At 72.1% G+C, this 19800-nt stretch carries 21 protein-coding genes; 12 read left to right on the top strand and 9 right to left on the bottom strand.

From position 1 onward, the window contains the following. The first annotated feature begins 68 nt into the window (after window positions 1-68). The gene (locus ACK1X7_RS40625; protein ID WP_390793412.1) at window positions 69-788 is read left to right on the top strand and encodes a LysR substrate-binding domain-containing protein; all 720 of its coding nucleotides are present in this window, start codon (window positions 69-71) and stop codon (window positions 786-788) included. Here the strand turns inward: ACK1X7_RS40625 and ACK1X7_RS40620 are convergent. Next, window positions 757-1638 (bottom strand): LysR family transcriptional regulator, encoded by an 882-nt coding sequence (locus tag ACK1X7_RS40620; RefSeq protein ID WP_390793413.1) that lies wholly within the window; start codon window positions 1636-1638, stop codon window positions 757-759. The two genes, ACK1X7_RS40625 and ACK1X7_RS40620, sit on opposite strands and share 32 nt — an antisense overlap. A gap of 96 nt (window positions 1639-1734) precedes the next feature. Between ACK1X7_RS40620 and ACK1X7_RS40615 the strand changes: the two genes are divergently transcribed. The 11 genes from ACK1X7_RS40615 (at window position 1735) to ssuE (ending at window position 11913) form a co-directional block, all read left to right on the top strand. Then, entirely contained in the window at window positions 1735-1896 is a 162-nt protein-coding gene (locus ACK1X7_RS40615; RefSeq protein ID WP_398161301.1) for a hypothetical protein, read from the top strand. 168 nt (window positions 1897-2064) lie between these two features. Next, window positions 2065-2799, top strand: a complete 735-nt coding sequence (locus ACK1X7_RS40610) for an alpha/beta hydrolase (RefSeq protein ID WP_398161303.1) — start codon at window positions 2065-2067, stop codon at window positions 2797-2799. Next, entirely contained in the window at window positions 2796-3647 is an 852-nt protein-coding gene (locus ACK1X7_RS40605; protein WP_413116446.1) for a sulfurtransferase, read from the top strand. The genes ACK1X7_RS40610 and ACK1X7_RS40605 overlap by 4 nt, the downstream gene beginning before the upstream one ends. A gap of 68 nt (window positions 3648-3715) precedes the next feature. Then, window positions 3716-4642, top strand: a complete 927-nt coding sequence (locus ACK1X7_RS40600; protein WP_413116445.1) for an ABC transporter permease — start codon at window positions 3716-3718, stop codon at window positions 4640-4642. Next, window positions 4639-5412, top strand: coding sequence for an ABC transporter ATP-binding protein (locus tag ACK1X7_RS40595; protein WP_398161309.1), 774 nt, complete (start codon window positions 4639-4641; stop codon window positions 5410-5412). Before ACK1X7_RS40600 ends, ACK1X7_RS40595 begins: the two co-directional genes overlap by 4 nt. Beyond that, window positions 5409-6437, top strand: a complete 1029-nt coding sequence (locus ACK1X7_RS40590; RefSeq protein ID WP_398161311.1) for an ABC transporter substrate-binding protein — start codon at window positions 5409-5411, stop codon at window positions 6435-6437. Before ACK1X7_RS40595 ends, ACK1X7_RS40590 begins: the two co-directional genes overlap by 4 nt. An 8-nt stretch (window positions 6438-6445) precedes the next feature. Continuing rightward, window positions 6446-7546, top strand: coding sequence for an LLM class flavin-dependent oxidoreductase (locus ACK1X7_RS40585; RefSeq protein WP_413116444.1), 1101 nt, complete (start codon window positions 6446-6448; stop codon window positions 7544-7546). 50 nt (window positions 7547-7596) lie between these two features. Then, on the top strand, window positions 7597-8637 hold the full coding sequence (locus tag ACK1X7_RS40580) for an ABC transporter substrate-binding protein (protein ID WP_398161315.1): 1041 nt from the start codon (window positions 7597-7599) through the stop codon (window positions 8635-8637). Then, window positions 8634-9809, top strand: a complete 1176-nt coding sequence (locus tag ACK1X7_RS40575; RefSeq protein ID WP_398161317.1) for an acyl-CoA dehydrogenase family protein — start codon at window positions 8634-8636, stop codon at window positions 9807-9809. The genes ACK1X7_RS40580 and ACK1X7_RS40575 overlap by 4 nt, the downstream gene beginning before the upstream one ends. Beyond that, window positions 9806-11257, top strand: a complete 1452-nt coding sequence (locus tag ACK1X7_RS40570; RefSeq protein WP_413116443.1) for an FAD-binding oxidoreductase — start codon at window positions 9806-9808, stop codon at window positions 11255-11257. The genes ACK1X7_RS40575 and ACK1X7_RS40570 overlap by 4 nt, the downstream gene beginning before the upstream one ends. A gap of 98 nt (window positions 11258-11355) precedes the next feature. After that, window positions 11356-11913, top strand: a complete 558-nt coding sequence (ssuE, locus tag ACK1X7_RS40565; protein WP_390793416.1) for an NADPH-dependent FMN reductase — start codon at window positions 11356-11358, stop codon at window positions 11911-11913. Between the two features lie 79 nt (window positions 11914-11992). Here the strand turns inward: ssuE and ACK1X7_RS40560 are convergent, their stop codons facing one another. The 8 genes from ACK1X7_RS40560 to ACK1X7_RS40525 all read right to left on the bottom strand — a co-directional run bounded on the left by ACK1X7_RS40560 (window position 11993) and on the right by ACK1X7_RS40525 (window position 19797). Beyond that, window positions 11993-13303 carry an alpha-glucosidase/alpha-galactosidase gene (locus ACK1X7_RS40560; RefSeq protein ID WP_385152311.1) on the bottom strand — a complete coding sequence of 437 codons (1311 nt, stop codon included), beginning with the start codon at window positions 13301-13303 and terminating at the stop codon, window positions 11993-11995. Continuing rightward, window positions 13300-14256 (bottom strand): carbohydrate kinase family protein, encoded by a 957-nt coding sequence (locus tag ACK1X7_RS40555; RefSeq protein ID WP_390793417.1) that lies wholly within the window; start codon window positions 14254-14256, stop codon window positions 13300-13302. The genes ACK1X7_RS40560 and ACK1X7_RS40555 overlap by 4 nt, the downstream gene beginning before the upstream one ends. Window positions 14257-14302: 46 nt before the next feature. Continuing rightward, a complete protein-coding gene (locus ACK1X7_RS40550; protein ID WP_014056478.1) occupies window positions 14303-15214 on the bottom strand; it encodes a carbohydrate ABC transporter permease in 912 nt (303 codons plus the stop codon). Further along, entirely contained in the window at window positions 15211-16161 is a 951-nt protein-coding gene (locus ACK1X7_RS40545) for a carbohydrate ABC transporter permease (protein WP_385156857.1), read from the bottom strand. Before ACK1X7_RS40545 ends, ACK1X7_RS40550 begins: the two co-directional genes overlap by 4 nt. A 10-nt stretch (window positions 16162-16171) precedes the next feature. After that, window positions 16172-17500 carry an ABC transporter substrate-binding protein gene (locus ACK1X7_RS40540; protein WP_385156866.1) on the bottom strand — a complete coding sequence of 443 codons (1329 nt, stop codon included), beginning with the start codon at window positions 17498-17500 and terminating at the stop codon, window positions 16172-16174. 73 nt (window positions 17501-17573) lie between these two features. Further along, window positions 17574-18413 (bottom strand): endo alpha-1,4 polygalactosaminidase, encoded by an 840-nt coding sequence (locus ACK1X7_RS40535; protein ID WP_398161321.1) that lies wholly within the window; start codon window positions 18411-18413, stop codon window positions 17574-17576. Between the two features lie 306 nt (window positions 18414-18719). Beyond that, a complete protein-coding gene (locus tag ACK1X7_RS40530; protein WP_385156863.1) occupies window positions 18720-19331 on the bottom strand; it encodes a DUF742 domain-containing protein in 612 nt (203 codons plus the stop codon). 16 nt (window positions 19332-19347) lie between these two features. Continuing rightward, window positions 19348-19797 (bottom strand): roadblock/LC7 domain-containing protein, encoded by a 450-nt coding sequence (locus ACK1X7_RS40525; protein WP_361509692.1) that lies wholly within the window; start codon window positions 19795-19797, stop codon window positions 19348-19350. Window positions 19798-19800: the final 3 nt, after the last annotated feature.

Genomic DNA, 19800 nt, shown 5'->3' with positions numbered 1-19800 from the left:
TCCGTCCGGGGCATCCCTTGCCGTGGCGCAGATGGATCTCAACTGCCCGCCTGAACCGGCACTTCACCGTGCGAGGTCATGACGCGCCGCTGGCGGCCCTCGCCGCCCCGCTGATCGCCAGGATCGGCGCCACGGCCCCGAACATCCACCTGAGCCTGCTCGCCGAGTCGTCGGCCGACCAGCCCGACCTCACCCGGGGCCAGGTCGACCTGGAGATCGGCGCGAACGAGCCGGGGCGCCCGGAGATCTCCTCCGAGGTGGTGGGCCCCGACCGGATGGTCCTGGCCCTGCGGCGGGAGCATCCGCTCGCCAAGGGCAGGATCGACATCGACAAGCTCCTCCGCACGGCCCTCGTGACCGCCTCGCGCCGGGGCCGACTGCACGACGCCGTCGACGACGCGCTCGCCGAACGCGGCCTGCGGAGACGGGTGATCGCGTCCCTGCCGACAAGCACCGTGGCGCTGGACGTGGTCTCCCGCTCGGACGCCGTCGCCGTCGTCGCCGAGCGGGTCTGCCGCCCCGCCTCGGCGCGGCTCGGCCTGGTCGCCCGGCGGCTCCCGCTCGAGCTGCCGCCGCCCCAGGTGGTCGTCACCCGGCATCACCGGCACGACAGCGATCCCGCACACGCGTGGCCGCGTGGCGAGGTGCGGGACGTGCTCCGCGAGGCGACCGGCGGCACCTCGGAGGGCCGACCGGCCACCGGGCCCGGCCACCCACGCGGATCCGCGTGGCCGAGCCCGGGCGCTCCGCGCCGGCTCACACCGCGGTGCCCGCCTCGCGATAGGTGAGCAGAGCGCGCACCGCCTCGATGGTGGCCCCGGCCAGAGAGGGGTCGCAGCCACTGCGGGCCAGGGCGCTGATGCGCACCGGGGGGACGGCGGGGAGGTCGTGGCGGGGAGTGAGGCCGTCGGGGTACGGGCTGCCGGGGATGGCCAGCAGGGCGGCGCCGAGTCCGGCGCGGGCCGCGTCCAGGACTCCGGCGAGGTATCCGGCCTCGGCGACCACGGTGGCGGATGTGTGGTGAGAGGCCAGTGCGGTCAGGGCGCGGCGGCGGATCACACACGGGTCGCTGATGGCGACCAGGGGCAGCGGGGCGGGGGCGGCGGGTGGGTTCCAGCCCGGGGCGGCGTACCAGCGCAGGGGGAGTTCGCCCACTGGGGCGCCCGGGGCGGAGGCGGCCTCGGTGACGTAGACGGCCAGGTCGAGTTCGCCGCGCTCGACGGCGTCCGTCAGCCGTGTCGAGCGGTCGATGCGCACGCGGACCTCGGCACCGGGCCGGGTGTCGCGTACGGCTTCGGTCAGGACGGGCAGGATCTGGTCGGCGCCATGTTCGGTGGCGCCGATGACGACGGGCGCCACGTCGGCCGTGTCCTCCCCCAGGAGTCGGCGGACGGCGGCGTCGTGTGCGCCGGTGATCAGCCGGGCTTCTTCCAGCAGCCGGCTGCCGTGGGTGGTGAACCGGGTCTTCCTGCCGTCGCGTTCGACGATGGAGCGTCCGAGGGCCTTCTCCAGCCGCCGAATGTGCTGGCTGACGGCGGACTGGCTGAGGGCGAGCGCGCCGGCGGCGCGGTGGAAGCCTCCGTAGTCGGCGACGGCGATGAGGCTGCGCAACGCCACGATGTCCAGTACCGGTCGCATGTGCGCAGGCTAGCACCAATCGATCAGAATTCGTGATCGATTTTGATGGCAAATCATCGTTGGACGGCCAACTCCGGTCTCCTGCACCCTGAGGACATGTCGCGTACAGCGCTCGTGGCGGCCCTCGCGCCGCGCACCCACCGCACCGGATCCGGGCCGTCGGCCGCCGGACCGGCGGGGTGCCGCGCCGCCGGAGCCCGGCTGACGCGGCGGCGCGTGGTCGACTTCGGCCGCACCGGCGCCATGCGCTGTCGCTGACTCCCGGCTTCCCGGCCGTTCGCCGGGTCTTCGCCCGTTCCCCGTTCTCCGCGCATCGCCTCGCCAGGCCCCTTCGCGCCCTCGCCTCCTCCTGTTCCGTCCCGCCTCCGGCTCGGCCGCTCCGCCTCGCCTGTGCGGGCGGCGTCACTGTCGACGAATCGAGTTGCCATGCCCTCTGCTCAACCTGTCCACTCCTGGGACGAACCAGAAGGAATCGCCCCGCGCGGCACGCTCGTGCTCTTCCCCGGACGGGGTGAACACGGCGGGGTGTACGAGCGGTTCGGCCGCCGGATCGCCGCCGACGGCTACCGCGTCCGCGCCCTGGAGGACGCCTCGGCCGACCCCGAGGCCGTCACCGAGGCGGCCACCAAGCTGCTGCGCGACGAGACGCTTCCGGGCCCCGTCGTCCTGGTCGGCTCCGACACCGGGGCGTCCCACGCGGCCCGCCTCGCCGGGCTCGGCACCCCCGGTCCTGACGCGCTGATCCTCGCCGGGCTGCCGACCGCGGCACGCCCCACGGCGACCGGGGCCGCGGACTGGGAGGACGAACTGGACCGGCGCACCGCCTGCCCCACCCACCGGGGCAGGCTGACCGCCGACTCCGCGTTCCGGCGCGGCGCCCTGGAGGACCCGTCGGCTCTGGAGTCGCCCGCGCTGGAGGGGATCTCCGTTCCCGTGCTCGGGCTGCACGGTGCCGAGGACACCGTCAGTCCCCTCGATGAGGTCCGCCGCGTCTACCGCGGCCTGCCGGGCGCGGAGCTGGTGAGCCTGGCCGGCACCCGGCACGACGTCCTCAACGACGTGACCCATCGCACCGCCGCCGCCACGGTGGTCCTCTTCCTGGAGCGGCTGCGGTCGGATCCCGGACTGCCGCTCATCGCCGTCCCGGAGGACCCCGCATGACCGCGCCCGTCCTCACCACGCCGACCGAGCTGTACTCCCGGCTGTTGCACGATGATCCGGCGCCCGTCGTCCTGGACGTACGGTGGCGGCTCGGCGATTCGCACGGCCATGAGCACTACCTCGCCGGGCACATCCCCGGGGCGGTCCATGTCGACCTGGACGCCGAACTCTCCGCTCCGCCCGCCCCGGAGAGCGGCCGCCATCCGCTGCCGGATCCCGGTGCGTTGCAGCGGGCCGCACGCCGCTGGGGACTTGACCAAGGCCGACCGGTGGTGGTGTACGACGACAACGGCAACACCGCGGCCGCTCGCGCCTGGTGGCTGCTGCGATGGGCCGGGGTCGAGCGGGTCTCGCTGCTGGACGGGGCGCTGGCCGCGTGGCGCGCGGCCGGACTGCCGGTCGAGTCGGGCGAGCCCGCCCGGCCGGCGGCGGGGGACGTCGTGCTCACCGCCGGGCGGCTGCCCGTACTGGACGCCGACGCGGCGGCCGAGGTGGCGCGTACCGGCGTACTGCTGGACGCGCGAGCGGCCGAGCGGTACCGGGGCGAGACCGAGCCGGTCGATCCGCGCGCCGGGCACATTCCCGGCGCCCGGTCCGCCCCGACCGGCGAGAACTTGGCGCCGGACGGCACATTCCGCTCCGTCGAGGAGCTCGCCCGCCGCTTCGCCGCGCTGGGCGCCGACGGCACGACGGAGGTCGGTGTCTACTGCGGCTCGGGGGTCACGGCCGCCCACACCGTCGCGGCCCTGGCCCGCGTCGGCATCACCGCCGCGCTCTACCCCGGCTCCTGGTCCGCCTGGTCCGCCGATGCCTCACGCCCCGCGGCCGCGGGTGCGCTGCCGGGCTGATCCGCCGCCCCGCTGATCCGCCGTCCCGCACCCGTCCTTCGCACACTCCCCGACCGAGAGGCCGCATCATGCCCTCCCCGCACTCCCCCGTGTCCGGCACCTCACCGCCGCCGCGCACCTCCGCACCACCACCGGTCCGCCGCGCGGTGAAGACGCCGCCCGCCGAACCCGCCGCGACACCGGCATCCCGCCCCGCCACCCCGCGCACCCGGCGGCGGTCCCCCCTCCGGGTGCCGCGCGGGGTGCGGCGGGCCTCCGGGCCCGTCGGGCTGCTGCTGCTCTGGTTCCTCGCCGCCGCCACGGGCGTGCTCCCCGAGTCCGTACTGGCCTCCCCCGTCGACGTCGTGCGGCGCGGGGCGGATCTCATCGGCACCGGTGAGCTGCCGCGGGCCATCGCCGCCTCCGGTCGGCGCGCGGCCCTCGGTTTCCTCATCGGCGCGGCCGTGGCGCTCGCCCTGTCGCTCACCGCGGGGCTGTTCCGGCTGGGCGAGGACGTCATCGACGCGTCCATGGGGATGTTCCGGGCAATCCCCTGGGTGGGCCTGATCCCGCTGTTCATCGTCTGGTTCGGCATCGACGAGACACCGAAGATCGCACTGGTGGCGCTCGGTGTCACCTATCCGCTGTACTTCAACATCTACGGCGGCATCCGCTCCGCCGACGCACAGCTCATCGAGGCCGGGCGGATGGTGGGCCTGGGCCGTATCGGGCTGATCCGGTACGTGATCCTGCCGGCCGCCCTGCCCGGTGCGCTGGTGGGGCTGCGGTACGCGCTGTCCACCGCGTGGCTGGCCCTGGTCTTCGCCGAGCAGGTCAACGCGGACGCCGGAATCGGCTATCTGATGAGCAACGCCCAGCAGTACTTCCAGACCGACGTGATCGTTCTGTGCCTCGCCGTGTACGCGGTGCTGGGGCTGCTGTGCGACTTCGCGGTACGGCTGCTGTCCCGGCGGCTGCTGGACTGGCGGGCCTCGTTCGACGGGGAGGGAGCATGAGCGCGGTGCACGACAACACCGGCGGTGTCGCGGTGAACGGCCCGAACAGTGTGGAGGTCCGCGGACTCACCCGCGCCTTCGGCGACCGGACGGTGATCGGAGGGCTCGACCTCACCATCCGCGGGGGCGAGTTCGTGGCCCTGCTCGGCCAGAGCGGCTGCGGAAAGTCGACGCTGCTGAGGATCCTCGCCGGGCTGGACAGCGAGAACGAAGGCGAGGTGAACGTACCGCAGCGGCGCTCGGTGGCCTTCCAGTCGCCGCGGCTGATGCCATGGCTACGGGTGTGGCACAACGTCGTGCTCGGTCTGCCGGGCGGGGACCGCGCGCTCGCCGAGCGCTATCTGGCCGAGGTCGGCATCGAGGAGTACGCGGGCGTCTGGCCCCGCACGCTCTCCGGCGGTCAGGCCCAGCGCGTGTCCCTGGCCCGCGCGCTGGTGCACGAGCCCGAACTGCTGCTGCTGGACGAGCCGTTCGGCGCGCTCGACGCGCTCACCCGGGTCCGGGCACAGCGGCTGGTGGCCGATCTGTGGCAGCGGCACGGCTGCTCGGTGCTGCTGGTCACGCATGACGTGGAGGAGGCGCTGCTGCTGGCCGACCGGGTGCTGGTGATGGACGGCGGGCGGATCGCCTACGAGGCGGAGGTGGGCCTCGCCCGCCCGCGTGACCTCGGCTCCCCCGACTTCGTGGCACTGCGCGGCGAACTCCTGCGGCGACTGGGCGTCGAGGACGCCTCGGCGACTTCGCACCACCGGGAAGAGGTGACGGCATGAACCACTGGAACCGCATGAACCGCCCGAACACCGGACACCACAGGGCCACGGCCGCGGTGCGCACGCTCGGCGCCGTGCTGTCGCTCACCGCCCTCCTCGCCACCAGCGCCTGTGCGGGCGACAGCGAGGCGGCGTCCGAGACCGATCCGTCGAAAGTGACACTGACCCTCGGCGACCAGGCCAAGAACCTGAAGACGCTCTTCGACGCCTCCGGCGCCCTGAAGGGAACGCCGTACAAGGTGAAATGGGCCGAGTTCGAGGGCGCCGCACCGCTGTTCCAGGCCGTACAGGCCGGGGCCGCCGACACCTCGTACGCCGCCGATCTGCCCACGCTCCAGGCACTCTCCGGCGGGGTCCGGGTCAAGGCCGTCGGAGCGCTGCACAACGACGGCACCCACACCGGAATCGTGGTCCGGAACAACTCACCGGTGAAGAGCGTCAAGGACCTCAAGGGGAAGAAGGTCGTGGTCTCCTCGGCCAAGGGGTCCATCGCCGAATATCTGCTGGCGCACGCGCTGGAGCAGGCGGGGCTGAGCTACTCGGACGTCCATGTGCAGTATCTGCTGCCCACCGATGCCCAGGCCGCCTTCACCTCCGGCAAGGTCGAGGTCTGGGCCACGTTCGGCGTGTACAAGACGGTGGCCGAGCAGCACGGGGGCCGCCTCCTGGTCAACGGGGCGAACGGGCGGGTGAGCGGCTACGGCTTCATCGGGGCCTCCGAGAAGGCCCTCCAGGTCCCGGCGAAGAAGAAGGCCATCACCGACTATCTGCGCCGTCTCGGCAAGGCGCTGGCCTGGTCCCGTGCGCACCCCGCCGCATACGCCAAGGCCATCCAGCACAACAACGGAGCCTCGGCCACGGTTGCCAAGGCCCTGGTCCATCAGGCAAACAGCGAGCTGCTCCCGGTGCATGAGCCGGTGATCCGGTCCGTGCAGAAGGTCGGCGACACCATGCACGACATCGGTGTGCTCACCCCCAAGCCGGTCCTCGCCGACCACGTCGACACCAGCCTCGTCAAGGAGTGACCGCAGCCATGCCCGTCGAGTTCATCAGCGCCGTCCACCCCAACCCCGCCACCGAGGGCGACCCCACCGCGGGGTCCGGAATCGATGTGGACCACGCCCGCCGTTACGCCCGCGCACTGGACGACTCCGGCTTCGACTACACCCTGGTCACCTACCACTCGGCCGCCCCGGACGCGCTCCAGCTCGCCCAGTTCGTCGCCCATCACACCGAGCGCATCAAACCGGTCCTCGCCCACCGCCCCGGGGTGGTCTTCCCCACCCACGCGGCCCGCGCACTGGCCACGCTGGACCAGATCAGCGCCGGACGGCTGGTGGTGCACATCATCTCCGGCGGCAACGACGAGGAGCAGCGCCGCGAGGGCGACTATCTGAGCAAGAGCGAGCGGTACGACCGCTCGGACGAGTACATCCGGATCCTGCGCAGCGTCTGGGAGGCCGACGGTCCGATCTCCCATGAGGGCCCGTACTACCGCTTCGAGGGCTTCCGCTCCGATGTCACCCCGTACCACGGCACCATCCCCATCTCGGTGGGCGGCTCGTCACAGGAGGCGTACCGGGTGGGCGGGCAGCAGGGCGACATCTTCGGGCTGTGGGGCGAACCGCTGAAGGAGACCGCCGAGCAGATCGCCTCGGTGAACGCGTACGCGGACGCCGCGGGCCGGCCCCGGCCGCGCATCTGGGTGTCCTTCCGGCCGATCATCGCCCCCACCGACGAGCTGGCCTGGGAGAAGGCCCACCGCACCCTGGGCGCGGTCAAGGCCAACCACGCCGAGCGGGCCAAGCGCCGGCACTACCCGGCGGTCGGCCAGGGCACCCCGTCCAATGTCGGATCGCAGCGGCTGCTGGCCGTCGCCGAGCGCGGCGAGGTGCACGACCGCTGCCTGTGGACCGCGCCCGCCGCGGCAACCAACGCCGCCGGTGCCTCAACGGCGCTGGTCGGCTCCCCGGAGACGGTCGCCAAGGCACTGCTCGACTACGTCGACATCGGCTGCGAGCTGCTGTCCATCCGCGGCTACGACCCGCTCAACGACGCCATCGACTACGGGCGTCATGTACTGCCGCTGGTCCGTCAGGAGCTGGCGCACCGCGCCGCCACCTCGGCCGCCTGACGCCCGGCCGCCGTCTCCTCCCCGTTCCCCTCATGAAAGGCATCACCCGCATGTCCAGGCCACCGGCCCGCTCCCGTTTCCGGCGCGCCCGCGCCCGTACCGCTCTCACCATCGTCGTGGCGGTGGCCGTCGGCGCCCTGAGCGCCTGTGGCGGCTCCGCGGGAGCGGACGGGGGCGGGAAGGGGTCCTCGGCCACCCTCCGGGTCGGCGCGACCGGCTGGAAGGAGGAGGAGGCGCTGCTGAAGTTCGCGCATCTGGACGATACTCCGTACCAGGTGAAGTGGAGCCTGTTCCAGGGCGGCGACAGGCAGTTGGAGGCGATGCGCGCCGGTGCGCTGGACGTGGCGAGCTCCAGCGAGATCCCGCCGGTGTTCGCCGCGGCCGACGGGAAGCCGAACTTCAAGGTCGTCGCCGTGCGGCGCGGCAACACCCTCAACCAGGAGGTCGTCGCGCCCAAGGGATCGAAGATCACCTCGATCGCGGAGCTCAAGGGCAAGAAGGTCGGCTACGTCAAGAACACCACCGCCCACTACTTCCTCTACGAACTGCTGAAGCGGGCCGGGCTCGGCTGGGACGACATCAGGGCCGCCCCGCTGGATCCCGACAAGGGGATCGCCGCGCTGAACGGCGGTTCCATCGACGCGTTCGCCGGATACGGCAACGCGGTCATCACCGCCCATCAGCGGGGCGCCCGCACCATCGGTTCCGGCAAGGACATCCTCTCCGGCAACTTCGTGTGGACCGCCTCCGACGACACCCTCGACAGCGCGGCCGAGCGCGGGGCGCTGGCGGATCTGCTGGCCCGTATCGACAAGGCATACGCCTATGTGCGCGACGGACGCCAGAAGGAGTATGCGAAGGTCATCGCCGCCGCCACCCACCAGCCGGTGGATCAGGCGCTGGAGGAGTTCACGGCGGGCGAGGCCCAGCGCAGGACCGGGATACGGCCGGTGAGCGCCGAGGCCACCGCCTCCGAGCAGAAGGTCGCCGACGCCTTCGGTGCGCTCGGGGCGGTGAAGCGGGAGCTGACGGTGAGCGGTTTCTGGACCGACCGGCTGAGCGCGCCGCTTCGGAAGGCACTCGCCTCATGACCACTGACCTGTCCCTGCCGGTCCCGGATCTTTCCTCGCTGGCCTCCGTGACGCGGCAGCTCGCCACGACCGCCGCCGCCCATGACCGCGACGGCACGTTTCCGGCCGAGGGGATCCGCACCGCGCACGAGGCCGGGCTGCTCACCGCCACCGTCGGCGAGCGGTACGGCGGCCCCGCACTCGCGGTGGCGGCCACCGCGCGCATCCTGCACGCGCTCGGGGAAGGCGATCCGTCGGTGGCACTGATCACCGCGATGAGCCTTTCGATCCACCGTCGTCAGGCTGTGCGGGCGCACTGGCCGCAGGAGCTGTACGGACAGGTGCTGGCCGAGGCCGCTGCGCGGCCGGTGCTGCTCAACCACATCCGGGTCGAGCCCGCACTCGGCTCGCCCGCGCGGGGCGGGCTGCCCGCGACGGTCGCCCGGCGCACGGCGGACGGCTGGTCGCTCAGCGGCCACAAGCGCTTCGCGACCGGTGTGGAGGGGCTGGACTGGCTGCTGGTTTGGGCCACCACGGACGAGCCCACGCCACGGGTCGGCACGTTCGTGGTCCCCGGCACCGCGCCCGGGATCGAGATCACCCACCGCTGGGACCATCTGGGGCTGCGCGCCAGCGGAAGCCATGACATCGCGCTGCGCGACGTCGAGATCCCCGCGGGGAACGTCATCGACCTGGCCGAGCACGGCACCGCGGCGGAGCAGGACAACCGCGCGGGCGCCGCCCTTCATCTGCCGCTCGCCGCCCTCTACCTGGGCGTGGCACGCGCCGCCCAGCGGTACTTCCACCGCTTCGCCCATGAGCGGGTCCCCGCCAACCTCGGCCACCCGGTGGCCCGTACCGAGCGCTTCCGGCGCGCGGCCGGTGAGATCGCGCTGCGGCTGGACGCGGCCGAGCAACTGGTGTTCGGGGGCGCGGAGCGCGTGGACGCGGCCGACGCCTCGTACACCCCCGAACACGCCCTGGGCGCCCGCGTCCTGGCGGACCGGCACGCCACCGAGGCGGTCACCCTGGCGGTACGGCTGCTGGGCAATCCTGGGCTGTCCCACGACAACCCCCTGGAGCGCCACTTCAGGGACGTCCAGTGCGCCCCGGTCCACGCCCCGCAGGAGGACACGGCGCTGCTCGCCGTCGGCGCGGCGGCGCTCGGCGCGCCTAGCGAGAGGAAGACATGACCATCCCGCTGTCCCGCCCCGGTACGGCCGAACGCACGGGCACCGATGGCACGGGCGCCGGTGATACGCCTGCCGGTGATGCGGATGCCACCGCGCTGTTGACGGCGCTGCGCCGCGCACTGCCCGACGGTGCGCTCAGCACCGGCCCCGACGCCACCGGCCCGTATGCCACCGACCGTTCCGGCAGCCATCCTGGCGGCGTCCCGCTCGCGGTCGTACACGCCACGCGCGCCGAGCACGTCCAGACGGCTCTGCGGCACGCACACGCCCTGCGGGTGCCGGTCGTGCCACGCGGGGCGGGGACCGGACTGTCCGGCGGGGCGAGCGCGGGCACCGGCAGTGTCGTCCTCGATCTGTCGCGCATGAACCGGATCCTGGAGCTGCGCCCCGAGGAGCAGATCGCCGTTGTCGAACCGGGTGTCATCACCGCCGGACTGGACCGGGCGGCGGGAGAGTTCGGACTGCGGTACGCGCCCGACCCGGCGAGCGCCGCGATCTCGACCGTCGGCGGGAACATCGCGACCAACGCGGGCGGGCTGCGCTGCGCCAAGTACGGGGTGACCAGGGACGCGGTGCTGGGCCTCGATGCGGTGCTGGCGGACGGGACGCTCATCCGGACCGGTCGGCGCACGGTCAAGGGCGTCACCGGCTACGACCTCACGGGCCTGCTCACCGGTTCCGAGGGCACCCTGGGTGTCATCACCGCCGCGACCGTGCGGCTGCGCCCGATGCCGGAGGAGACGGTCACGGTCGCCGCGTACTTCGCCACGTTCGCCGAGGGCGCCGAGGCCGTCTCCGCACTCACCCCCGCCCGTGTGGAGCCGGCCATGGCCGAGCTGCTCGACGGCCCCGTGCTGGGGGCGGTGGACGACGCCCAGGGTACGGATCTGCGCTCACGCGGCGGCGCGCTGCTGCTCCTCCAGTGCGACGGGCGGGGCGCGGCCGCCGAGGCCGACGCGGCCGTACGGGAGCTGGGCGGACGGGCCGCCTCGGTCGAGGTCACCGGGGATCCGGCCGAGGCGGACCGGCTGCTCGCGGCGCGCCGGCTGGCCCTGCCCTCGCTGGAGCGGCTGGGCCGCCCGCTGATCGAGGACATCGCCGTGCCCAGGAGTCAACTGGCCGCCGCCGTAAGGGCGGTCGACGCCGCTGCCGACCGCCACGGGGTGCGGATCTTCACCTTCGCCCATGCCGCGGACGGCAATCTCCACCCCATTCTGGTCCTCGACCCGTCCCTCCCCGCCGTCCCGGACGCCGCCTGGCAGGCCGCGGGCGACATCTTCACCGCCGCGCTCCGCCTCGGCGGCACGCTCACCGGCGAACACGGCGTGGGCACCCTCAAGCGGCGCTGGCTCGGCGACGAGCTCGGCCCGGACCAGCACGCACTCCAGCGCCGGCTCAAGACCGCCTTCGATCCACACGGCATCCTCAACCCGGGCAAGGCGCTGTGAAGTCCGCCGGGACCGGAACCGGGGCCGCCGTGGCGGCCGGCCGTACCGACCCGTGTGTCCACTCCTTCCGCACGACGATCACGAGGTGAACCCCCGCCATGTCCACCATCCTCTCCATCTCGGGCAGCCCCTCCCCCACCTCCCGCACCGCTCGGCTCCTGCGCGGCCTGGACTCCCGGCTCACCGCGCAGGGGCACCAGGTGGTCCCGCTGGACGTCCGCACGCTTCCGGCCGAGGCCCTGCTGCACGCGGACTTCGGGCATCCGGAGATCGTCCGCGCCACGGAACTCGTCGCCCGCGCCGACGGCATCGTCATCGGCACCCCGGTCTACAAGGCCGCGTACTCGGGGCTGCTGAAGTCGTTGCTCGATCTGCTGCCGCAGTACGCGCTGGAGAGCAAGACCGTACTGCCGCTGGCGACCGGCGGCAGCACCGCCCATGTGCTGGCCATCGACTACGGGCTGCGGCCCGTGCTCGCCTCCATGGGCCCCTCGCACATCACCCCGGGGTGGTTCGTGCTGGACAAGCACATCGAGGTACGGGAGGACGGGCGGGTCGTGGTGGACCCCGCCACGCGGGAAGCGCTCGAACGGCTCGTCGACCAGTTCTCGGCGGCCCTGAGCGGCCCGGAATCCGCCGGCGCGGTCGCCGCTTGACCGCGGGCCGTCAGCCGCCGGTCGGTCCGGGCACCCGGTGCGTGTGCACCGTCCTTTCCGCCGGTGGCGGCCAGGGCTTTCAGCTCCCGAGGGTGGCGCGCAGCCCGGGCTGGAGCCGTTCGGCGTGTGCGCGCACCATGTCGTCGCACAGCTCCCAGATCTGCTCGACCCGCAGGGCCGCGGCGGTCGCCGGGTCGGTCATGGCCGCGTGCCGGATATGGCGCGGCTCGTCGTCCAGGGCGGCCCGCACCACGAGGTCGTTCATGCTGAGGTAGGTGCGGTTGAGCGCGGCGAGCTGCGGGGGCAGCGCACCGGCGCGGGTCGGCTGGACACCTGACCGGTCGACCAGGCACGGCACTTCGACCACGCCGTGGGCCGGAAGGTTCTCGATGAGGCCGTGGTTGGGCACATTGCCGTAGACGGTCCTGGGGGTGCCGGTCACCATCGAGTGGATGATCTGCGGGGCGTACTCCATGGTCCCCTCGACGTCGATGCAGGCACCGGCCGCCAGGTCGTCGCGGGTCCGCTCGTAGGCGGCGACGTTCTCGTCCACGATGCCGAGATAGGCGCCGATGGGCAGCCGCAGCCGCTCGATCTCGCTGTCGTGGTGCAGATACCAGGGCACATACTCGGCGGAGTGCTCGCTGGTCTCGGTCGGGTAGTGGCCGAGCCGCCGGTACATGTCGACGCGGACCCGGCGCCGCAGTTGCCCGTTCTCGGCGATCAGCTCGTCCAGCCGGGGGTACAGGTCGGTGCCGTCGTGCTCGAAACGGAGCACCCACGCCTGGTGGTTGACCCCGGCGGCGCGGTAGGTGATCTCGTCGAAGGGGACCTTCAGCAGGGCGCACAGGTCGTGCATGGTCCAGTACACCGAGTGGCACAGGCCGACCACCCGGGTCAGGCCGGTCGCCGCGGTGAGGTACTGCACGTTCATGGCCATCGGGTTGGTGTAGTTGAGCAGCCACGCCTCGGGGCATACGGCGGCGATGTCCTCGCCGAGCGCCTTGAGGAACGGGAAGGTGCGCAGGGCGCGGAAGATGCCGCCGACGCCGAGGGTGTCGCCGATGGTCTGCCGCACTCCGTGGCGGGCGGGGATCTCGAAGTCGGTGCGGGTGGCCTCCCCCATGCCGATCTGGACGAGGTTGATGACGAAGTCGGCGCCGTCGAGTGCTTCGCGCCGGTCGGCGTGTGCGGTGATGTGCGCGTCGGCGCCGCGCCGTTCGGCGATGTACCGGGCGGCGGCCTCGGCGGTGGCCAGGCGTTCCGTATCGATGTCGTGCAGGGCGATCCGCGCGGCCTTCAGCTCCGGGAAGGCGAAGAGGTCCGCCAGCAGGCCCTGGGTGAAGACGACGCTTCCGGCGCCGATCAGCACGATTTTGGGGTTGGTCATGACGGGCTGTCTCCGTTGACGGTGAGGTGGGTGAGGGCTTCTTCCCAGGTGGGCTGGGCGGTGGTGCCGCCTGCGGCACGGGTCGACAGCGCACCGCAGGCGGCGGCGAGGTCGAGCGCCTCGGCGATGGGCCGGCCCGCGAGCCGTCCGGCGAGGAAGCCCGCGTTGAAACTGTCGCCCGCGCCGACGGCGTCCTGGGGTGTCACGCGGATACCGGCCGTGGTGAGCAGGGTCCGGCCGTCGTGGCACAGGGCGCCGTCCGCCCCGTTCTTGACGGCCACCAGCGAGACCTGGTGTGCGAGGAGTTCGGCGGCGGCCGCGACGGACGTGCCGTCGGTGCCGGCCAGCCGGTGCGCCTCGGCGGCGTTGGGCAGCAGGATGTCGGTCCGGGCGAGGACGGGCGCCAGCGCCGCGCGGTCCCAGCGGCCCGAGGGGTCGTCGTTGGTGTCGAGCGAGGTGGTGGCACCCGCCGCGCGGGCGGTGTCGAAGAGGTCCGGCAGATCGGCGGCGAGCCCCGGCATCAGGAAGTAGGACGCGGCGTGGACGTGCCGGGCCGAGGTCAGCAGAGGCTCGGGCACATCGCGGCCCGAGGTCGCGGCGAGGGTGCCCGGCGCGGTGAGGATGGCCCGGTCGTCGTCGCGGGTCACGATGACGGTGAGCGGTGTCGGCAGGCTCGGGTCCAGGTGCAGCCCGCTGATGTCGACGCCTTGTGCCGCGAGTTGGTCGCGCATGTAGTGTCCGGCGCCGTCGTCCCCGATACGTCCGGCGAAGGCCACGCGCAGCCCCAGCCGGGCGGCGCCGCACGCGGTGATCGCGGCGGATCCGCCGAGGGTGAGCGCACCGCTGTCGATGAGCTGTTCGCGCTGGCCGAAGGCGAGCGGGGTGGTGAGCGGTCCGACGATGACGTCCGGGTTGGCGTCCCCGATGACGAGCAGGTCGAAGGTGGGCGGCATACGGCTTCCTGACGAGTGGTGAGGGAAGGGCGGTGCGGGGCCGTGGTCAGCCCTTGAGACCGGTGGAGGTGATGGACCTGACGAAGGTCTTCTGGGCCGCGAGGAAGGCGAGCAGCACCGGCAGCACGGTGATGACGTTTCCCGCCATCACGGCCGACCACTGGGTGTGGTGCTGTCCCCGGAAGGTGGTCAGGCCCAGTTGGAGGGTGTAGTTGGCGTCGTGGTTGAGGGCGATGAGCGGCCACGACAGATCGTTCCAGGTGGTGAGGAAGGTGAGGACGGCCACGGTGCTCAGCGCGGGGCGGGACAGCGGGACCACGATCTGGAACAGCACCCGCAGCCGCGAACACCCGTCGATCCAGGCGGCCTCCTCCAGTTCCCTGGGCAGCGAGAGGAAGAACTGCCGCAGCAGGAACACCGCGAACGGCGTCACCAGCGACGGCACGATGAGCGCCCCGAGGGTGTCGACGAGCCCCAGTTTCCGCATGACCAGGAAGGTCGGGATCATCGTGAGCTGGAACGGGATGGCCATGGTCGCCAGCATCAGGACCAGCAGCACCCGGGAGCCGCCGAACCGCATCCGGGCGAAGGCGTATCCGCCCAGCGTCCCGAGCAGCAGGTTCGAGAAGACCGCGACGGCCGAGACGATGAGGGAGTTGGCGAACCAGCGCGGGAACATCGCGTTGCCGAGGACGAAGCGGTAGCCGCCCAGGTGGATCCCGGAGGGCCAGAGCGCCGGTGGGAACCGGTTGATCTCCGCGTCGCTCATCACGGAGCTGAGCCCCAGCCAGATCAGCGGTACGGCGAAGAGCAGCGCCAGGGGCGCGAGCAGCAGATGCCATGGGCTGAACGGCAGCCGGAACCGGCGGCGTGGCCGGGCCACGGGCTCCCCGGTGGTCCGGCCGACCGGCCGGAGCCGGTCGGTGGCGCTCCCGGGGAGGTGGGACAGGTCCGTCATGACGTGGCTCCCTTGAGGCGGCGGTCGTCGCGGCGCCGGACCAGCCGCAGCCCGGTGGCGACCACGAGCAGGGCGACGCCGAGGACGTAGGCCGCCGCGGCCCCGTATCCGGCGGTGAAGTTCCGGAACGCCTGCTCCCAGACGAAGTAGACGATCACGGTGGTCGATCCGAGCGGACCGCCCTTCGTCGTCACATACACCAGGTCGAAGACCTGGAGGGCGCTGATCGTCTGCCAGAGCAGCAGGAACACACTGACCGGCGCGATGGTGGGCAGGGTGACATGGCGCAGCACATGGCGGCGTTCCGCGCCGTCCAGGGTGGCGGCCTCGATGAGTTCCCGGGGTACGTCCTGGAGGGCGGCGAGGTAGATCACGACGCAGAAGCCGGTGCCGCTCCACAGCGAGATGGCCACCAGGACCAGCAGGGCCTGGGCCGGATCGGACAGAAACCCCTGCGGGGAGAGCCCGAGGCGGTGCAGCAGCGCGTTGGCCGCGCCGAACTCCGGGTCGAGGATGAAGGAGAACAGGACGCCCTGGGCGGCGGCCGAGACCACGAACGGCACGAAGAGCAGGGTGCGGTACAGGCCGGAGAACCGGATGCGGCGGTTGAGGACCAGCGCGAGAGCCAGCCCCAGGCCGATGCTCAGCGGCACATACAGCGCGGTGTACACCAGTGTGTTGCGTACGGCCTGGGCGAACTGCGGATCGTCGGCGAGCTGACGGTAGTTGTCCCAGCCCACCCAGACGCTCGGCGTGAGGAGGTCGCTGTACTGGAACGACAGCAGCAGCGACCACAGGACGGGGACGACGCTCAGGCCGAGGATGATCAGGACGGAGGGGAGGACGAACGCCCAGGCGGTCGCGGCCTCCCGGCGGCCTCTGCGGCGTGCGGACCCGGCCGGTGTCCGCGATGCCGGACGGGTGATGGGGGTGGGCAGACGGGACATGTGGTACTCCTCAACGCACCTTGGCCATGGCGGCGTTGGCCTCGTCCGCGCACCGCCGCAGCGCCTTGGCCGGTGTGCTCTTCCCGAGCAGGACGGCGGTGATGGCCTCGCCGAACGGCATGGAGATCTTGGGGTAGGCCCGGTCCACGGGCCGTACCCGCGCGGTCTCCAGCACCTCGGTGAACACCTGGAGACCGGGGACCTCGGCCGCGTGCCTCCGCCACTTCGGACGGCGCTCGGCGGGCCGGCTCTGCGGCAGGCTGCCCGCCTCGGAGTCCCACAGATATGCCTGGTCGGGCTCCATGAGCCAGCCGATGAACGTACGGGCGGCGGTCAGCCGCGCGGAGCCGTTGTCGAACACGCTCCAGGTGTCGGGGCCGGAGATCGTCACCGACCGGCCGTGGAAGCCGGGCAGCGGGACGACGTGATAGTCGAGCTTCGCCTGGCGGATGTCGGGCAGTTGCCAGGGGCCGGTCGCGACCATGCCCAGCCGGCCGGTGGAGAACGCCTGGTACATCTGCTCGCCACCGGGCTTGGGGTCGACGTAGACGCTTTTGTCCCGGGCCAGTTCGGCGAGCACATCGAGGGAGCGGACACCGGGTTCACCGGTGAATCCGATCTCCCGCTTGCCCTTGGCGATGACCTCTCCGCCCAGGTCCCAGATCATGGGCCACAGCCGCCACACCGTGTCCTCGTCGCCCGCGCCGGGCCAGCCGGTGCCGAACGTGCCCTTGCCGCGGTCGGTCAGCTTCCGGGCCAGCTCGGTGAAGTCCTGCCAGGTCCAGCCCGGTGCGGGCAGCTCCAGCCGGGCCTCGCGGAAGAGCTTCTTGTTGCACACCACGGCGAGCGAGTCCAGCACCGCGGGCACCGCACGGACCACGCCGTCGACCATGACGCCCTCCCGGGCGGCCGGCCAGTACTGGTTCCAGGGCACCGGCTGGGATTCCACGACCGACGTCATGTCCGCGAGCTGGGGACTTCTGGCCACACTCGCCAGGTCGGAGCCGAAGATATAGGCGACGTCGGGCGGCGACTGGGCGACGAGACCGGCCATCACCTTCTGGAGCATGTCGTCCGCCAGCACCCCGCCGCCGATATCGACCCGGATGGCGGGGTGGCTTCGGTGGAAGTTGGCCACGAGCCGCTTGAACGCCTTCAGCGAGGGGCCGTTCTGCCCGTGCCACACCTCGATGTGCACGGTTCCGTCGGAGTCCACGCCCAGGCCCGTCCCGCATCCCGCCACCGCCGTACCCGCTGCCGCGGTGAGGGCCAGCGCGCCACCGCCGCGCAGGATGCCACGGCGCGAGGGCCCGCGGCGGCCACTGCGGTCCGCGTCCATAACTGCCTCCAGATGTTCGGTGAGTGTGTGGCCGCCGCGGTCCGCGGCGGCCGCACACCGTCCCCTGCCGGGACTACGGGCAGGTCTTGCGGACGTAGCCGTTCTCGCCCTTGGGCAGGACATAGCGGTCGCGCTGGACGACGCTGACCCGGTCGCCGTACTTACAGGCGTTCTTCATCCCGGCGTTCGTGTACTCGATGAAGATGGCGTTGTTCCCGAACGCCGCGAGGTAGTCGGCGCACTCGTTGTACTCGGGGTTGCCGCATTCCTCGGCGATGGCGAAGTCGAGGCCGTTGGCCGCGTGGTTCCTGGCCAGCTCCACGGTGTTCTTCTGACCGACCGCGAGGCCCTTGCCGTGGCCGTAGGCGGACAGCATCCGGATGTAGGTCTGGGCGTGCTCCTCGGTGATCCGGCCCTCGACGACATCACGGGTGAAGGTGTCGAAGTTGTCCAGCTCCAGCGCGTCGAAGCCCTTGGCGGCGCATTCGTCGATCTGGGCGTCGATCTTCTCCGCGATGCCCTCCCGCTTCTTCTCGGTGGTGATGTCGAGGATCGCCTCGTCCCAGTCCGGGTCGATGATGACGGCACCGTCGTCGTTCTTGAGCAGCAGGTCGGAGGGCCAGTCCGCGGGGCCGCCGGGCTGGCCGGTCTTCTGCGTCTGGAAGGCGTTGACGTAACAGATGTTGTACAGGCCGGGTGCCGGGGAGGCGCTGTGGTCGCGGCTGACGACCCCCACCCCGGACGGCGGGGTGTAGGCGCCGCCGATCTGGTAGTCGAAGCCCGCGTGGACCGGCGGAAGGGCGGCCGTGGCGGCCGAGGCGGGGGCGGGGGCGAGAACGCCGGCCGCGGCGGCCGCGGCGCATGCCACGGCGGCGCCCACAGTGGTACGGATGCGCGAACGGTTCAGGCTCATCGCTGAGAGCTCCATGATCCGTGGGCACGGCCCCGCCTCGGTCGCAGACAGCGACCTGGCGACTCGGGCCGGACTCACGGCGGGGGCCGCATACCGGCTGGGCGTACCTCTGTCGCCGAGTATTCGACATCGGCGTGCCAGGGAGTAAACCGATCAGACCGAGCCACGTCAAGAGCGTGAAACTGCTCAGTGTCGGCTCGGAACACGCACAAGCGATCAGAACGGAGGGGCTACGCAGTGGACATTAGGCACAGATGCGGGCATGTCGACGCGCGGGAACCCGTCGGTCCCCGCGCGCCGAACACACTAGATCCGCCGGAGTCCCACCAGCACTCTCTCCATCAGGGCACGGTCCGGCGCGGCGCCCTCCTCGGAGGCCGTCCGGTGAACGACGATCAGCCCGCGTTCGGCCATGTCGCCGAGCAGCACCTTGGCCACCCCCAGGGGCACCAGGAGCATGGCCGCCACCTCGGCCACCGACCTCGGCTCCTGGCACAGCGCGATCACCGGGCGGTGGTCCGCTTGCAGGACGTCGGTCGAGCGGTGACCCAGCTCGGTGGTGGTCACCAGGGTCTCGACCTCGAAGTGATGGTGGGACCTGGTCCGGCCGCCCGTCCATGAGTAGGCGCGCACGAGCGCGGCCGGGCCCTGGCTCTCGTCGTGCTCGGGCTCCCAGGCGGCCGGCGCCCCGGGCTCCGGCGACGCCCTCGGGAAGGGTTCCCCGGGCTCCTCGGGCCGGCCGTCCCCGCCCTCACGGCGGGACGGGGCCTCCGGCGTCCCCTCGGAACGAGCCGCCTTCCGCCCGCGTCGCCCCTTGCCGAAGCTGAAGGCGTTGAGCACGTCGGCGAAGGTCTGCTCGTCCTCCGCCCCCTGTTCTCTCCCAGGTCCCTGCCCGGAAGGGCCTTCACCGGTGCTCATCATCTCCCCGTCCGGCCTATTGGGCTGATGTCCGCTTCACGCCGCGCAGGTTCAGCTCCTGCAACTCAGCGCGGAGCTCCGGGGTCAGCATCTCGCCGACCTGGTCGACCAGTACGGTCATCTCGTAGGCCACCTGACCGATCTCGCAGTCCGGCGCCGCCAGCACCACGAGACACGAGCCGTCCTCGATCGACATCAGGAGCATGTTCCCGAGCTCCATCTGGATGACCGAGGACCGCACATCACCGGTCATCAGGCACTGGGCCGCGCCCTGGATCAGGCTGATGGCCCCGGCGGCAATGGTGGCGACCTGCTCGGCCCGTTCGGCCACCAGCCCGTCCGACGCGGTGAGCAACAGTCCGTCGGCCGAGACCACCACGGCGTGCGCCACGTTGGGCACACGCTCGGTGAAGTTGGTGACCAGCCATCCGAACTGGCTCACCTCCCGTAGCTGGGGTGAGGTCATTGG

The organism is Streptomyces sp. CY-1 (genome assembly GCF_047218265.1).
GTDB classification, from domain to species: domain Bacteria; phylum Actinomycetota; class Actinomycetes; order Streptomycetales; family Streptomycetaceae; genus Streptomyces; species Streptomyces niphimycinicus.
The sequence above is the reverse complement of the archived record's forward strand: the minus strand, read 5'-3'. Positions and strand labels throughout refer to the sequence as shown.

Bases quoted from the DNA above. Each gene is read 5' to 3' on its own strand.
- ACK1X7_RS40620 (WP_390793413.1), bottom strand. From the start codon at position 1,638: ATGCGACCGGTACTGGACATCGTGGCGTTGCGCAGCCTCATCGCCGTC.
- ACK1X7_RS40615 (WP_398161301.1), top strand. From the start codon at position 1,735: ATGTCGCGTACAGCGCTCGTGGCGGCCCTCGCGCCGCGCACCCACCGC.
- ACK1X7_RS40610 (WP_398161303.1), top strand. From the start codon at position 2,065: ATGCCCTCTGCTCAACCTGTCCACTCCTGGGACGAACCAGAAGGAATC.
- ACK1X7_RS40605 (WP_413116446.1), top strand. From the start codon at position 2,796: ATGACCGCGCCCGTCCTCACCACGCCGACCGAGCTGTACTCCCGGCTG.
- ACK1X7_RS40600 (WP_413116445.1), top strand. From the start codon at position 3,716: ATGCCCTCCCCGCACTCCCCCGTGTCCGGCACCTCACCGCCGCCGCGC.
- ACK1X7_RS40595 (WP_398161309.1), top strand. From the start codon at position 4,639: ATGAGCGCGGTGCACGACAACACCGGCGGTGTCGCGGTGAACGGCCCG.
- ACK1X7_RS40590 (WP_398161311.1), top strand. From the start codon at position 5,409: ATGAACCACTGGAACCGCATGAACCGCCCGAACACCGGACACCACAGG.
- ACK1X7_RS40585 (WP_413116444.1), top strand. From the start codon at position 6,446: ATGCCCGTCGAGTTCATCAGCGCCGTCCACCCCAACCCCGCCACCGAG.
- ACK1X7_RS40580 (WP_398161315.1), top strand. From the start codon at position 7,597: ATGTCCAGGCCACCGGCCCGCTCCCGTTTCCGGCGCGCCCGCGCCCGT.
- ACK1X7_RS40575 (WP_398161317.1), top strand. From the start codon at position 8,634: ATGACCACTGACCTGTCCCTGCCGGTCCCGGATCTTTCCTCGCTGGCC.
- ACK1X7_RS40570 (WP_413116443.1), top strand. From the start codon at position 9,806: ATGACCATCCCGCTGTCCCGCCCCGGTACGGCCGAACGCACGGGCACC.
- ssuE (WP_390793416.1), top strand. From the start codon at position 11,356: ATGTCCACCATCCTCTCCATCTCGGGCAGCCCCTCCCCCACCTCCCGC.
- ACK1X7_RS40560 (WP_385152311.1), bottom strand. From the start codon at position 13,303: ATGACCAACCCCAAAATCGTGCTGATCGGCGCCGGAAGCGTCGTCTTC.
- ACK1X7_RS40555 (WP_390793417.1), bottom strand. From the start codon at position 14,256: ATGCCGCCCACCTTCGACCTGCTCGTCATCGGGGACGCCAACCCGGAC.
- ACK1X7_RS40550 (WP_014056478.1), bottom strand. From the start codon at position 15,214: ATGACGGACCTGTCCCACCTCCCCGGGAGCGCCACCGACCGGCTCCGG.
- ACK1X7_RS40545 (WP_385156857.1), bottom strand. From the start codon at position 16,161: ATGTCCCGTCTGCCCACCCCCATCACCCGTCCGGCATCGCGGACACCG.
- ACK1X7_RS40540 (WP_385156866.1), bottom strand. From the start codon at position 17,500: ATGGACGCGGACCGCAGTGGCCGCCGCGGGCCCTCGCGCCGTGGCATC.
- ACK1X7_RS40535 (WP_398161321.1), bottom strand. From the start codon at position 18,413: ATGAGCCTGAACCGTTCGCGCATCCGTACCACTGTGGGCGCCGCCGTG.
- ACK1X7_RS40530 (WP_385156863.1), bottom strand. From the start codon at position 19,331: ATGAGCACCGGTGAAGGCCCTTCCGGGCAGGGACCTGGGAGAGAACAG.
- ACK1X7_RS40525 (WP_361509692.1), bottom strand. From the start codon at position 19,797: ATGACCTCACCCCAGCTACGGGAGGTGAGCCAGTTCGGATGGCTGGTC.